14 protein-coding genes are annotated in these 13,786 nt (G+C 45.0%); 3 read left to right on the top strand and 11 right to left on the bottom strand.

Annotation, left to right across the window (positions count from 1 at the left end):
• On the bottom strand, nt 1–1,257 hold the full coding sequence (gene opuAA, locus CDO84_RS00750; RefSeq protein WP_014662684.1) for a glycine/proline betaine ABC transporter ATP-binding protein OpuAA: 1,257 nt from the start codon (nt 1,255–1,257) through the stop codon (nt 1–3).
• A gap of 289 nt (nt 1,258–1,546) precedes the next feature.
• Here opuAA and CDO84_RS00745 point away from each other — a divergent pair, with 289 nt between their 5' ends.
• A complete protein-coding gene (locus tag CDO84_RS00745; protein WP_010886398.1) occupies nt 1,547–1,849 on the top strand; it encodes an ArsR/SmtB family transcription factor in 303 nt (100 codons plus the stop codon).
• Nucleotides 1,850–1,917: 68 nt separating this feature from the next.
• Complete coding sequence (locus CDO84_RS00740; protein WP_040084251.1) at nt 1,918–3,090, top strand: MFS transporter; 1,173 nt, start codon at nt 1,918–1,920, stop codon at nt 3,088–3,090.
• A 30-nt stretch (nt 3,091–3,120) separates the two neighbouring features.
• Here CDO84_RS00740 and niaP read toward each other — a convergent pair whose 3' ends face one another.
• The 7 genes from niaP to CDO84_RS00705 all read right to left on the bottom strand — a co-directional run bounded on the left by niaP (nt 3,121) and on the right by CDO84_RS00705 (nt 9,889).
• Entirely contained in the window at nt 3,121–4,323 is a 1,203-nt protein-coding gene (gene niaP, locus CDO84_RS00735; protein WP_014662681.1) for a niacin permease NiaP, read from the bottom strand.
• A 121-nt stretch (nt 4,324–4,444) separates the two neighbouring features.
• Nucleotides 4,445–5,536: a toxic anion resistance protein gene (locus tag CDO84_RS00730; protein ID WP_014662680.1), complete on the bottom strand. Its 1,092-nt coding sequence runs from the start codon at nt 5,534–5,536 to the stop codon at nt 4,445–4,447.
• Nucleotides 5,537–5,551: 15 nt separating this feature from the next.
• Nucleotides 5,552–7,165 carry a YceG family protein gene (locus CDO84_RS00725; protein ID WP_040084253.1) on the bottom strand — a complete coding sequence of 538 codons (1,614 nt, stop codon included), beginning with the start codon at nt 7,163–7,165 and terminating at the stop codon, nt 5,552–5,554.
• Between the two features lie 83 nt (nt 7,166–7,248).
• Entirely contained in the window at nt 7,249–8,022 is a 774-nt protein-coding gene (locus CDO84_RS00720; RefSeq protein ID WP_014662678.1) for a TerC family protein, read from the bottom strand.
• A 51-nt stretch (nt 8,023–8,073) separates the two neighbouring features.
• The gene (locus tag CDO84_RS00715; RefSeq protein ID WP_003241242.1) at nt 8,074–8,652 is read right to left on the bottom strand and encodes a TerD family protein; all 579 of its coding nucleotides are present in this window, start codon (nt 8,650–8,652) and stop codon (nt 8,074–8,076) included.
• A 34-nt stretch (nt 8,653–8,686) separates the two neighbouring features.
• Entirely contained in the window at nt 8,687–9,268 is a 582-nt protein-coding gene (locus CDO84_RS00710; protein WP_014475718.1) for a TerD family protein, read from the bottom strand.
• A gap of 21 nt (nt 9,269–9,289) precedes the next feature.
• Complete coding sequence (locus CDO84_RS00705) at nt 9,290–9,889, bottom strand: TerD family protein (protein ID WP_014662676.1); 600 nt, start codon at nt 9,887–9,889, stop codon at nt 9,290–9,292.
• Nucleotides 9,890–10,172: 283 nt separating this feature from the next.
• On the opposite strand from CDO84_RS00705, the gene CDO84_RS00700 reads away from it, so the two are divergent.
• Nucleotides 10,173–11,168, top strand: a complete 996-nt coding sequence (locus CDO84_RS00700; protein ID WP_014662675.1) for an LLM class flavin-dependent oxidoreductase — start codon at nt 10,173–10,175, stop codon at nt 11,166–11,168.
• 36 nt (nt 11,169–11,204) lie between these two features.
• Here CDO84_RS00700 and znuB read toward each other — a convergent pair whose 3' ends face one another.
• From znuB to CDO84_RS00685, 3 genes are read right to left on the bottom strand one after another with little or no spacing between them, the layout of a single operon-like run.
• Nucleotides 11,205–12,047, bottom strand: a complete 843-nt coding sequence (gene znuB / locus CDO84_RS00695) for a zinc ABC transporter permease ZnuB (protein WP_014662674.1) — start codon at nt 12,045–12,047, stop codon at nt 11,205–11,207.
• A complete protein-coding gene (gene znuC / locus CDO84_RS00690) occupies nt 12,005–12,700 on the bottom strand; it encodes a zinc ABC transporter ATP-binding protein ZnuC (RefSeq protein WP_014475714.1) in 696 nt (231 codons plus the stop codon). Before znuC ends, znuB begins: the two co-directional genes overlap by 43 nt.
• A gap of 55 nt (nt 12,701–12,755) precedes the next feature.
• Nucleotides 12,756–13,715 (bottom strand): metal ABC transporter substrate-binding protein, encoded by a 960-nt coding sequence (locus CDO84_RS00685; protein WP_014662673.1) that lies wholly within the window; start codon nt 13,713–13,715, stop codon nt 12,756–12,758.
• Nucleotides 13,716–13,786 lie beyond the last annotated feature (71 nt).

Genomic DNA, 13,786 nt, shown 5'->3' with positions numbered 1-13,786 from the left:
TTACTTCACCTCCTGTGCAGAAGGATCTTGTGTTTGTTCGCCAGTGCCTTCAGCATTGATATACTCGTTATTGCCGGCAAGCGCGCCAATCAGTGCGCCTTTTACGACAATCCCTTTCATTCTTTGCTTCTCATCTACAACCGCAATTGGAATATTCGCGTCAGAAACAACGTCAAAAATCTCTGTCAAATACGTATCCTCTGGTACAGTTGTAAATTCTGTATTCAAGATATTTTGAAGTGACAAATCAGATTCAGCCGCTTTTTTCGCATCAGACGCATAGATAACACCTAACAATTTCTTTTGTTTATCCACTGCGTAAATTGAAGAAATTCCAAGGTTTTTCATCAAGGTCAATGCCACGCGAGGCCCTTTATCAATCCGCACTGTTTCAGCGCGTTTCATAATATGGCCTGCTGTGAGGACTTTAGATAAATCAACATCCTCGACGAATTTCTCAACATATTCGTTAGATGGATTCATCAGGATTTCTTCAGGCGTGCCGATTTGAACGATGTTGCCGTCCTTCATCAGAACAATTCTGTCGCCGATCCGCAATGCTTCGTCCAAGTCGTGCGTAATAAAGATAATCGTTTTTCCGACATTATCGTGAAGATCAAGAAGTTCATCCTGCATATCTTTACGAATCAGTGGATCGAGCGCACTGAACGCTTCATCCATCAGAAGAATGTCCGGATCATTTGTCAACGCGCGGGCAAGGCCGACACGCTGCTGCATCCCGCCGGAAAGCTGGTCAGGATATTGGTGTTCAAATCCTTCAAGTCCGACGAGCTTTAAGGACTCAAGCGCTTTTTGCTGGCGCTCCTGTTTGTCTACACCTTGAAGCTCCAGTCCGTATTCTGTATTTTCAAGTATCGTTCTGTGCGGGAACAGAGCGAATTTTTGGAAGACCATGCTGATTTTTTTCCGGCGGACTTCCCGGAGCTGGTCTTTAGACATATTTGTTATCATGTCACCATCAATGTAAATATTTCCGGCAGTCGGTTCAATAAGCCGGTTTAACATCCGTACTAAAGTTGATTTACCGCTCCCTGATAGACCCATGATGACAAATATCTCACCATCATATACTTCAAAATCTGCCTGATTAACCCCAACGGTTGATCCGGTTGCTTTCAGGATCTCTTTTTTTGTCTTTCCATTGGCAAGCATTTGAACTGCCTTTTTTGTTTGTTTCCCAAAAATTTTAGAGACTTTCTCGACTTTTATCTTAATTGGTTTCTCATCTACACTCATATTTTCCCTCCATATTAAGCAATCCTAATAACCGTAACATTTATGTAACTTCCCACACAAACAGCATATTCTCTTTTATTCTGTACCATTTCTTTATAAACATCCATGTGACCACATGATCTTATTTATGCTTCTAAATACTCTGTAATCCTCCTATATAATTGTATTTTACGGGTGATTTTTCTCCTATCTATAGATGAAAACGCTTTTATTGGAATTGAATTCCTCCTGCCTATTATGACTTCCTGCTCCTTTACTGGAAAATTAAGTTGCTTTCCCAGCATTAATTATGTATTATAGTTTCATGACTATGAAACAATCAGATGATCAAATCAGAGCGCAAATTTTTAAAGCACTGTCTGATGAATCAAGGCTTGCTATTATTCGTACGCTTTATGTCAGCGGAAAAGAACTCAGCTGCGGTGAAGTAGGTGAAAAGTGCAATATTGTGAAAACCACGGCATCTTATCATTTTAAAACGCTGCGTGAAGCGGGATTGACGGCAACCCGAAAAGATTCGCGGACAAAATATGTCAGTCTCCGTGAAGACACATTTCAAACATACCTGCCTGGCTTTTTGGAAACCCTCTAACAAAGGGTTTTCTCTATACATATTTGTTTCATAGTTTCAAAGTTATAAAACTATAGGAGTGATAAAATTTGAATCGTATTTGGCTTTTCTTCAGTGTCATGTTTGTCATTGGCACAGATACCTTTTTGCTTTCCCCGCTTCTCCCGCTTTTACAGGAGCAGTTTCATGTCTCTACTGATTTGTCAGGCTGGATGGTCAGTGCTTATGCACTCGGTTATGCGCTCTTCGCTTTCATTGCGGGCCCAATCTCAGACCGTTTGAACAGGAAAACAGTCATGCTGTGGGGGCTTGCGGGCTTTATCGTATCCACGTTTTTATGCGGCATCGCTCCCTCTTTTGCCGCCATGTGCCTGTTCCGTTTTGCCGCAGGCGTTAGCGCTGCGTTTGTGACGCCTCAAATTTGGGCGTCCATCCCAATTATTGTTAAGCCTTCTCAGATCATAAAAAGCATGGGTATTGCGACAGCAGGATTGGCCGCTTCACAAATGCTCGGACTGCCGATCGGAGGGTTTTTCGCTTCCTTTACATGGCATACGCCATTTTTCGCTTTGTCAGCGTGCTCGATTATTCTTCTATTGATTCTGGCGGTGGTTATGCCTGATATCCGCCCTTCTGAACCATTGGCGCGCCCATCAATAATCAACCCATACCGGGAGCTGTTTTCACTGCCGAAAACATCGGTCATTCTGCTTGCCTATTTTCTCTTTCAAACCGGAAACTTCGCTTCATTCAGCTTTCTAGGCACTTGGCTTGCTGCGGATTATCATTTAACCGTGTCACAAATTGGGGCAGCTATGCTTGTTCTCGGACTGGGAAATATGCTCGGAAGCCTTATCGGCAGCCGGATTTCAGCAAAGCTGGGCATGTTTAAGACATTGATCGGCGGGATGCTGCTGATAGGCGTTCTCTATTTCGCTCTTCCTTTCTTTCCTAACTTATTTTTAGTCGAAACGAGCTTTTTTCTCACGTTCTTTACAGCTGGCATTATCTTTCCGTTAATGATGGGTGTCTCTCAATCCATTTCACCAAACGCGCGAGGAACCATCGCTTCCCTTTCCAATGCCGCTATGTATGCAGGAACCACTGTCGGTACAGGTATTGCAGGTTTTTTATATCAAAGCACACAGCATTTTGGAGCTGTCACAGGATTTACTGCCATACTATTCATGCTGTCAATGGCGCTCTACCAGACAATCAGTAAAACCGGGAAACGCCAATCCGCAGCCCGGGCGCAAATGTAAAAAAAGCACCTCTTTCAAGAGGTGCTTTTCCTATTCCAGCTCAGTTTGTTTCGTCTCTTTCCCCATAATCAAAATACAAGCAACCGCGAGTAAGATTGCAATGCAAAAGATTGAAAAGATGACCGAAAACGAAATATGACGGGCTGCGAGCGTTCCAACGAGCAGAGGCCCGAAGATGCCGCCGATTCTTCCAAACGCCGCCGTCGTTCCTGAACCTGTTGCGCGAATCGCAGTCGGATATTGCTCCGGGGTGTACGCATACAGCACGCCCCACGCACCGAGATTGAAAAACGATAACAGCATTCCAGCCGTAAGCAGAAGGCCTAAGGAATCAGCCGTTCCGAAGAAATAGGCGCTTCCTGCTGTACCAATCAGGTAAATGACGAGTATCCACTTCCGGCCCGCTTTTTCAATCAGCCATGCGGCAGAGAAATAGCCCGGTAGCTGAGCAAGCGTCATCAGCAGGACATATTCAAAGCTTTGAATCATGCTGAAGCCTTTCAGCAGCATGACACTCGGGAGCCATAGGAACATGCCGTAATAAGAAAACACCACACAGAACCAAACGATCGACAGCATTACGGTCGGCCGTATATACTGTCTTGCCCAGACGCTTTTTACATTCTCCCACACAGATTTCTTTTTGGCAGAAAGCGATTCATATTTTGGTGAATCAGGCAGACTCGTCCGCAGATATAGCGCATAAAAAGCAGTCAGTGCGGTTAACAGCAGGGCAGCCTGCCAGCCGAAGCTTGGTATCACAAAGTAAGAAATCAAGGCCGCTGCGAGCCAGCCCACAGCCCAAAAGCTCTCCAGAAGCACAATCACTCTGCCCCGCTTTTCAGGCACAACCGCTTCCGAAACGAGTGTCGAAGCGACTGGAAGCTCTCCGCCAAGTCCCATGCCGATCACGAAACGAAGGATTAGAAATGCCGATAAGCTCGTCACAAAAGCTGAAATGCCGCTTCCGATGGAAAAGCATAGAAGGGTGATAATAAATACTTTTTTGCGGCCGATTCGATCAGCCAGCAGACCAAACAAAAACGCTCCCGCAGCCATGCCGATGGAATTGACGCTTCCGATCCATTTCATTTCCTCGGGCGACAAATTCCACTCTACATGGAGCGCGGCGATAATAAACGATAATATTCCGACATCCATTGCATCAAACAGCCACCCCAAACCGGCGACGCCCAGCAATTTACGCTGGGATATAGGCTGTTGTTTTCCCATTGCCAACACCTCTGATATGCAAAATGATTACCGTTTAAGTTTACACCTGTCTTTACACATTGTCATTAACTAAATGATGTAAATGAAAAACCCCGCTTATGTTCCACAAGCGGGGTTCTGATTATTGCTGTAATGCTGCTTTTTTAATATTATCCTGCAGCTGGGCAATACGTCTCGCGCCGTCTTCGCGGAGGCGTTTGTTTTCTTCTTCGATTTGTTTTGTTTCCTGCATGCCGCTGACGATCGTGTTCCAAGACGATTCGATCGTTTCAATATCTATGCTCGGTCTGCCGGCCATTCTGGCAATTTCAACACTTTGGCTCGAGATGTTTTCAGCATTTCGTTTCAGCATCTCGTTTGTCCGGCGGTCAAGCTCGCTCATAGAATCAGCCACAAGCTTTTGCCGTTTCACCGTAACAGCCTGAATAATGCCGTTTTTAAAAATCGGAATGGTAATGATAAACGCGGAGTTGATTTTCCCGATCAGCTTTGCGTTTCCGCGCTGCAGGAGACGGATTTGTGGTGCGGTTTGAAGAGCCACCATCCGTGCCATATCCAGATCATACACCCGTTCCTCAAGCGCCTGAATGCCGTTGCGCAACGTATCAAGCTGCATTTGCGCCAGCTGGTTTCCGCTTGCCGCTTTTTCCTCATATGAAGGAAGGATCGACTGCATCTCTTCCAGTTTCATCTGCCCGGCAACGACGTATTTTTCAAGCTCCATATAGTATTTGATATTGTTTTCATACATTTCATCGAGCGTGTAGTTCGTCTTCGTCATCTCATCTTTGTATTTCGAAATCTCAACGTTAATTTTTTCAATCTCTCCGCCAAGTGTCTGATACTTTTTAAAGATTTTTTCAATCATGCTGCCGCCGCGTTTGAAAATTTTCGCCATTAATCCCTTAGGCTCATCAAAATCATTTTTGTCGAAGCGGTCCATGATTTTTCCAAGCTGGGTCAGCATTGTGCCGGAGTCTGTCACACTTGTTGTTTTCATCATCCCCAAGATGCGGTCAGAGAACTTGGAAATTTCAACGGCCGGCTCCTTGCCATACTCAAGCAGCTCCATTTGGTTTTTAACGTCAATTTGTTGAGCGAGCCGCTTTACCTCTGGTTCCTGACGGAGCTGAAGACGGATATCGTCAGCTTTTTGCTGGGAAATCTCTTCATTTTTATCGAGAACAAGCGGATTTTGATTTTCTGTTGTCATGCTTTTCTTCTCTCCTTATTTTTGGGTAATGTTTCTGAAGAGCCTTTTCACAAGCGAAGGCTCTTTGTAGTCCTGCTGGAACACCATGTCGTCCAGCCAGTGGATATCATACTGATCCTCTTCAATAAACTGCTCAATATCTTGGTGTCCGGGCGGATTATAAATGATGATATCGATTCCGATTTCATTCAGGAACAGCAGGGCGGCAGCATCCGAACGCGTGAGTCCGCCGCTCATTTCCGTATGATATAAAACGAGTTTCGGAACGGTTTGCGCATAGTCAAACATTTGAATTAATTTCAGCAGATTAGCAGGCAGGTTTGTCGTTTGTTTAAACAAATAGATTTGAACATCCTTGACTTGTTCCTGGTGCAAAGCCTTAATCCGAGGATGCCTGCACATTCTCGAAATCGTTTTGGCAATGGCGGTCTGAACGCCCGCCGGCAGCTGTTTGTACTGCCACACATTGCTTGCCATCAGCTTGTCCGGATCAATATTCCCTTCGTGGTCAAGTGCGTGGCTGTAGTGAAATTGATAGTTCGACTTTATTTCTTCTGTAAATGGAAAGCTTCTGACCATTTCTGTTTCCTGATAATCCGCTAGAGTATGAAGCCTGTTCCAATATTCCTTATTGTCTTTCGACACGCCCATAATTTTGGCGAATACATTCGGAATTTCAATGGAGTGTTTATCTGCTTTGAAATTCGGCCGAATAAAGGCGCGTTCTTTCGTGATTAAAAACAGTTCATCATAGGTCGTTTTCAGCGTAACGGACACCGGTGTGTGATCTCTGAACTGCCATGGCTTGTACAGCATGGACTCCTCGTGATTCAGCACATGTTCAATTTCTTTTGTTGAGCGGTAAGCCACTGTTGATTTACGGTCTGGTTTTTCTTTCGGAAACGGCTGAAGCTCCGAGACATCCGGGAGCTTTTCCGTAAAACTGAGCTCCTGCTTTGGGTCAACAAGCGCCAGCTGATCGGTACCCGCCGGATGGAACAGCAGAACATCACAGCCAACCAGCATCAGATAATATAAGAAATAGAGCTGGCTTTTCGTCGCATCTCCATACCAAACAACCTTTGGCATCTCACGCTCTATATCGGTTTTTTCCAGCCACGGATTCAGGTGATTTAAAGAAAACTTCGAGACATCAAGCAGCACTCTGCGAAAATCAGGATGATTCAGCCCCTTCTCATGACTGTCCGCAAAGGTATGTAAAAGCGTCATCAGCGCTTTTCTTAAATGGCGGTGCATCAAGGGATTTGAGTGCTTCGCAATCAGCTTTTCCCCGTCCAGAAAGGCAACAAAGCGGCTGACTGACAGCCCTTTTTCTTTCTGATTGATGGAATGAATATGCTGAAGCTTTTGAAATGTTTCCGGTTCGATTGTTTTATCAAGCGTTTCACTCAAAATAGTCATGCGGTCATTTACAGACAGCTCGTACAGCTCGTTATAGTAGTCTGTCTCATCAATAGGCGTGCCTAATATCTGTCCGGCAAGGCGGGAAAACGAAAGGCCCTGTGCTGTTTCATAGTGATCACGCTCCGGCAATGGCTGAAACAGCAGGCTTTTCCAATCCCCCTCAGTCGGAAGTGCTTTATGAATGATTACTTCTTCTTGTCTCATCATATCCTCCTTTCCGGTTTGTCATTGAACGATATTTCGGTAACAAAAAAGGAAGGACATTGAACCTCCCTCCTTGTTTTGTTTTATTCTTCTTTTGAAGCGGCTGTTTGTTCGCGCACCTGCTTTTGTTTGTTGATGTAGTGAATGATCAATGTTACCGCAAATGCAGCGATAATGATGATGAAGAATACAGAGTGCGGCATTTCGTAATGGAAAGCGCTCCCCGCCATTTTGAGCGCGATAATGCCGATTAACACGAATGCTGTGTTTTCCAGCTCAGGAATTTTATCAATCAGCACAAGGAACACTTTTGCCACTGTACGCATCATTAAAATACCAAGCATACCGCCGATCAGAAGCACCCATACTTTTTCAGATACCGCAAACGCGGCCAGGATGCTGTCCACAGAGAAGGCAAGATCCATTAATTCTACTGAAACGACAGTCGCCCAGAAGATCCCGAACGTGCGGACCATCCAAGAGTTTTTCTTCATGCCGTCCGCTTCTTCTTCTTTTTCGCCTATCCAGAAGTGCTTAATGACGAGCCAAGCCAGGTAAAGCGCGCCAAGCACCTTGATCCACCAGAATTTAATGAGGAGCATACCGAGCCCGATGAAAATAAACCGGAAAATATAAGCTCCAAACAAACCATACGTTAACGCTTTTTTACGCTGTTTTTCCGGCAGGTGTTTGACCATGACCGCAAGAACAAGCGCGTTATCGGCCGATAAAAGGCCTTCCAGAACAACAAGAGAACCGATCAGACCCCAGGAAACAGGATCAGTCAGAACTTCCCCCCACATTTTCCAATCGAAAAATGAAGCATACGTAGACATGATATGATGTAAAAAGTCCAAGTTTTTTCCTCCTATTAATTTGAAACGGTGACTTCTCTATTTGTCACTCGTTTACACTTGCAAACCGTAATTCCGGCACAATGCAGCCAGCCCGCCGGAAAAACCGCTGCCGATCGCATTGAATTTCCACTCGCCGCCGTGTCTGTACAGCTCACAAACGACAACAGCAGTTTCTATGGAGAAGTCTTCTCCCAAATCGAAGCGAAGAAGTTCATTCTGCGTCTCTTCATCCACAACGCGGACAAACGCATTGGAAACTTGTCCAAAGTTTTGGCTGCGTGCTTCAGCATCGTGAATGGTCACTGTGATGCCGATTTTCTCAATGTGAGCAGGAATTTTTGAGAAATCCACGATAATCTGCTCATCATCTCCGTCGCCTTCACCCGTACGGTTGTCACCCGTATGGATGACACCGCCGCTCGGGTGTTCAAGGTTATTATAGAAGACGAAATCGAGATCATTTACGCAGTTATCATGCGCATCAACTAAAAAGGCCGAAGCATCCAGGTCAAAATCGTGTCCGCCGGAGTACTTGTTTGTATCCCAGCCTAAACCGATCACCGCTTTTGTCAGTCCCGGATTTGTTTTCGTTAAATCAATGCGCTGTCCTTTTGATAATTGAATGGCCATACTGCCTCTCTCCTTTCTGCTCTTCGTATTTTTCTTAACCGACTTGCAAACCGTAGTCTGTTGCGATGCGGGCAAGGCCGCCTTGGTAGCCTGAGCCGATTGCGGAGAATTTCCACTCGCCGTTATGTCTGTAAAGCTCCCCTGCAATGATTGCCGTTTCAATAGAGAAATCTTCTGCAAGATCGTAACGGATGAGCTCTTCATTTGTTTCTTCATTTACGATGCGGACGAACGCGTTTGAAACTTGTCCAAAGTTTTGGCTGCGCGCTTCTGCTTCGTGAATGGTAATAACAAATGAGATTTTATCAATGTTTGCCGGTACAGCGCTGAGATTTACTTTTACATTCTCATCGTCGCCTTCGCCAGCACCAGTCAGGTTGTCGCCTGAATGAACGACTGAACCGTTGCCGCCTTCAAGCTGGTTGTAGAAAATAAAGTCGTTTGGTGACGCGCATTTGCCTGCAGCGTCTAACAGAAACACACTTGAGTCAAGATCAAAGTCGTGTCCGCCGTCATACTTGTTCGTATCCCAGCCTAAACCGACAACAACCTTTGAAAGACCCGGATTTGTTTTTGTTAAATCTACTTTTTGTCCTTTTGCCAATGAAATTGTCATGTTTCATCCACTCCTTTTCTTTTATACGTATCGGCTGATAATATCTTCTAATCTCGTATCGTTCGTGCCTTCACCAATCGCCGCAAACTTCCACTCACTGCCGCTGCGGTAGATTTCTGCTGTAATCAGGCTTGTTCTGCCGGCATAATTGTCTCTCAAATTGTATTTGAGCATTTCTTCATGATTAGATTGATCAACTACGCGAATAAACGCATTTTGAATCATGCCGAAATCTTGTTTTCTTCTGACACAATCGTAAATGTTCACTACAAATACAAGCTTATCGATGTTTCCAGGCACTTTATCTAAATCTATCATAATTTGCTCGTCATCGCCCGCACCGTCACCCGTCAGGTTGTCGCCTGTATGCTGTACACCGCCGCAGCGGCTTTTCAGGTTGCCGAAATAAATCAGATTTTTCTTTTCGGTGAATTTTCCGTTTTCCAACATCAGCACTGAAGCGTCACAGTCGATATTCGGACCGCCCCCGCCAAGCAGTTTGCTGAAGAATCCTCCGCCTGAGGACACTGGGTCCCAGCCGAGACCGACCATCAATTTTGACAGACCGGCTTTTCCTTTTGTTAAATCAATTCGTTGACCTTTTTCTAAAGAAATTGCCACACGATTCACTCCTACTCATCAAAATGTGAAGATAGTCACATTTATTTTTACGCTCACAAGGAAAATAAGCCGTAAATTACTAATATATACGTTTGTTATTATATCAAAGTTTCGTAAAAGTTAAGAATAATTGACGAAAAACCTCGAAAAAAAACTTCCATATTTGATATATGATTTGCAAATGCTATAAAATGCACTTCTTAAACAAACCATTTGACGTGAGCGAGTCATTTTGCCTATTCTTGTGTCACATTGTAAAAACAGACAGAAAGGAAGCGGCCATTTGATTCATGTAAGCATACTTGATCAGGCACCTGTTTCTAAAGGAGAAAGCCCTGTGACAACTCTTCAGCATTCGGTTGAGCTTGCTCAATTAAGCGAACAGTGGGGCTATAAGCGTTATTGGTTTGCCGAGCACCACAGCACGAAAGGACTGGCAAGCACAGCGCCTGAAATCATGATCGCCCGCATCGCAGCACAGACAAACACGATTCGTGTCGGATCAGGCGGCGTGCTCCTGCCCCAATACAGTCCGTTTAAAGTGGCTGAAACCTTTCGCCAGCTTGAGGCCCTGTATCCAAACCGGATTGACCTTGGCGTCGGCCGTTCCCCCGGAGGCACGACAAAAACCCGGCTTGCGCTAACAGACGGGGTGAAAAGAAGCTTAACCGAATTTAACAGACAGCTGCAGGATGTCTCTTATTTTCTCACAGATTCCCTTCCTCCCGACCATCCGTATGCCGGAATCAAAGCGGCGCCCCTGATTGACACTGCACCAGAGCTATGGGTGCTCGGTCTTGGCGAAAACAGTGCAAGACGTGCAGCGCACCAGGGAATTGGATATGTATTTGGGCATTTCATTAATCCAGAACGAGGAGAAAATGCGTTCCGCATCTACCGAGAAAGCTTTCGGCCCTCAGCCCATTTCTCAAATCCGGCCGCCCTTTTTACGATTTTTGTCATTTGCGCAAAATCAGATGAAGAGGCAGAGGAACTCGCATTAAGCCAGGATTTATGGCTTCTTCACGTCGGAAAAGGCTTGGACAGCCGCGTGCCGAGCATCGAGGAAGCGAAAGCGCATCCCTACACTGAGTCCGATAAAAAACTCATTGCAGAAAACAGAAAGCGGATGGTAGTCGGTTCTCCAAGCACTGTCAAACAGCAGCTGTTAGACCTCACAGACCGCTATGAAACAAATGAAATCATGGCTCTGTGCAATGTGTTTGATTTTGAGGCGAAAAAAGAATCGTATGAGCGCCTTGCCGGATTATTTCTATAAAAAAAGCAGTTTCCCCTGGGGAAACTGCTTTTTTTGTTATTGGCGCCCTTTTTTGCGCTGTGCTTCTTTTTTGATAAACATCCAAACTCCCTGAACTGCAAATCCGAGCAAAAGCAGAACGATCAATAGCAGGGTAATAGACGGCCCTGGCGGCGTCCCGAGCTGATAGGATGATGTCAGTCCCGCAAATACGCTGAATAACGAAATGAGTATAGCTGTAATGAAGACCATGTTAAAGCCTTTTGCAATTCTAATGGCGAATGCTGCCGGCAATACGAGCAGGGCTGATACAAGAAGGACCCCGATGATCGGTATAATGACTGAAATCGCAAGACCTGTGACAATACTGAATGACAACGAGAGAACGTTTGTATTGATTCCCGATGTTTTGGCTGTTGCTTCATCAAACGTCAGCAGGTAGAGCGGCCTTCTCAATACGATAAAGTAAAGCAGGATCAGCAGTGTGATAATACCGATAATATAGACCTGCTGCTGGTTGACTGTCACAAGCGATCCAAATAGGTATTGATCGATGCTCATATTGGCTGTGCCTTTGGAAAGGCTGATTAAAAACATCGCGAAGGACAAACCTGCTGCCATTAAGATGGCAATGGACACTTCTGAATAAGTCCGATACGCCCGCCGCATGTATTCAATTCCGATCGCGCCGATGGTCACGACGACTATGCTCGCTGCGGTAATATTGGTGCTGAGAAAAAAGCCGATGGCCACACCTGACAACGAGATATGTGAAAGTGTGTCAGCCATTAAGGCCTGTCTTCTGAGAACGAGATACACTCCCAGTATCGGAGCCATGATGGCAATCATGCCGCCTGCTAGAAAAGCTCGTCGCATGAATTCCAAGTCAAACATTTCCATCCGCCTTTTTCTCCTCTCTCTAACCGAATCACTTTATCTAAAAATTGCTGTACTTCGTTTTGTTCGTGAGTAACCATCACAACTGTGCGGTTGTGATTTTTCACGAGGTGATGCATAAATTCGTAAAATCCTTTTCTGCTGTCGTAGTCAACTGCAGTTGTCGGTTCGTCCAGCATCAGGAGATCCGGGTTGCTGGCGAGCATTCTGGCGATACAGATTTTCTGCTTCTGTCCGCCTGATAAATCACCGATTTTGCGATGGCGGAGCTCCCACATTTCCACCATTTTCAGTGCTTTTTCTACTTCAAGATGATCTTCTTCATTTAAACGTTTAAACCATTTCCCTTTTGTGTATCGGCCTGACTGAACAAGCTCCAGCACCGTGCTCGGAAAGCCGGCGTTAAATGAAGAAATTTGCTGCGGGACGTACCCAATGGTCAGGCGTTTCCCTTCTGTGTTTCTTTTACTGATCGTCACTGTGCCTTCCCACGGTTTCAGCATGCCGAGCATTACTTTTATGAGCGTCGATTTAGAGGCGCCGTTTGGTCCAGTGATGCCGACGAACTCACCGCTTTCAATATCAAGTGATACTTTATCTAAAACAGGCGTATGGGAATAGCCGAAAACGATATCTTTCAATGAGACGAGATTCATGTTAATCTTCCTTTCTCACAAAGAAATAGTGTGCACCCCTTCGGCGCACACTATCTTATGATTTAACCAATAGTGAATCTTTCAGGGCATCGAGGTTTTGTTTCATAATGTCGATATACCCTAAACCTTTATCCTGTTCTTCTTTGCTTAAGCCTTCCAGTGTATTCAGCACTTCTGTCTTCGCGCCGATTTCACTGGCGAGCGTATCTGCGACCTTTGAGGATGCAATTTCTTCAAAGTAAATGACTTTTACATTATGTTCTTTGGCATATGTTTTCAGCTTTGCCAAGCTGGCTGCGCTCGGTTCTTGGTCAGGAGAAAGCCCTGCAATCGGAACCTGCGTCAGGCCATATTCTTTTGCGAGATAGCCAAAAGCAGTATGCTGCGTGATAAATTCTTTTTTCTCCGCTTTTTTTGCGGTTGTACGATATAGTTTATCAAGATCCTGCAGTTTTGCAATATATTCTTTACTATTTTTCTCATAGTATTCTTTGTTATCCGGGTCTTGCTTTACGATTTGCGCCGTAATATTTTTAACTTCCTTTTGAGCCAGAACAGGGCTTAGCCATACGTGAGGGTCCATTGCATGACTGTGCTCATGCTCCCCATGATCGTGGTCTTCGTGTTCATCTTCAGAGCCTTCCATTAAATCAATGCCTTTGCTTGCGTTAACGAAAGCGGCGTGGCCTTGGCCCATGCTTTTTTCAGCTGACGGAACCCATGTCTCCATGTATTCACTATTATAAACGAACAGATCAGCATCCTGAATATTGGCAATGTCTTTCGGCGTCGGTTCCCAATCATGCGGTTCAACGGAAGATGGGATTAACAGATCCACATCGCCTTTGTCTTTTACAATTTGTTTTGTGAATTCATACATCGGATAAAACGTTGTGACAACGTGCAGTTTATCACCCTTTGAATCCGCCGACCCTTTTGTTGATGAGTTGCCGCATGCTGCAACCAATAAAAAGCACGCTGCAATCACAAACAAACCGCTCCATTTTTTAAACATATCGTATATCCCCTCTTTTTCAGTAGCTTTAAATCAAAATGATAACGATTTTGTAATCCTATATCATAATA

Origin of the sequence: Bacillus sp. MD-5, assembly GCF_002201875.1 — a bacterium.
GTDB classification, from domain to species: Bacteria; Bacillota; Bacilli; order Bacillales; family Bacillaceae; genus Bacillus; species Bacillus stercoris.
Note: the sequence above shows the minus strand (reverse complement) of the source record. Positions and strands in the feature narration are given on the sequence as shown.

Excerpts from the sequence above, each read along its gene's own strand:
- znuB (WP_014662674.1), bottom strand. The coding sequence starts at position 12,047 with ATGGAAATGTTTGACTTGGAATTCATGCGACGAGCTTTTCTAGCAGGC.
- znuC (WP_014475714.1), bottom strand. The coding sequence starts at position 12,700 with ATGAATCTCGTCTCATTGAAAGATATCGTTTTCGGCTATTCCCATACG.
- CDO84_RS00730 (WP_014662680.1), bottom strand. The coding sequence starts at position 5,536 with ATGACAACAGAAAATCAAAATCCGCTTGTTCTCGATAAAAATGAAGAG.
- CDO84_RS00725 (WP_040084253.1), bottom strand. The coding sequence starts at position 7,165 with ATGAGACAAGAAGAAGTAATCATTCATAAAGCACTTCCGACTGAGGGG.
- opuAA (WP_014662684.1), bottom strand. The coding sequence starts at position 1,257 with ATGAGTGTAGATGAGAAACCAATTAAGATAAAAGTCGAGAAAGTCTCT.
- niaP (WP_014662681.1), bottom strand. The coding sequence starts at position 4,323 with ATGGGAAAACAACAGCCTATATCCCAGCGTAAATTGCTGGGCGTCGCC.
- CDO84_RS00715 (WP_003241242.1), bottom strand. The coding sequence starts at position 8,652 with ATGGCCATTCAATTATCAAAAGGACAGCGCATTGATTTAACGAAAACA.
- CDO84_RS00685 (WP_014662673.1), bottom strand. The coding sequence starts at position 13,715 with ATGTTTAAAAAATGGAGCGGTTTGTTTGTGATTGCAGCGTGCTTTTTA.
- CDO84_RS00710 (WP_014475718.1), bottom strand. The coding sequence starts at position 9,268 with ATGACAATTTCATTGGCAAAAGGACAAAAAGTAGATTTAACAAAAACA.
- CDO84_RS00745 (WP_010886398.1), top strand. The coding sequence starts at position 1,547 with ATGTATTATAGTTTCATGACTATGAAACAATCAGATGATCAAATCAGA.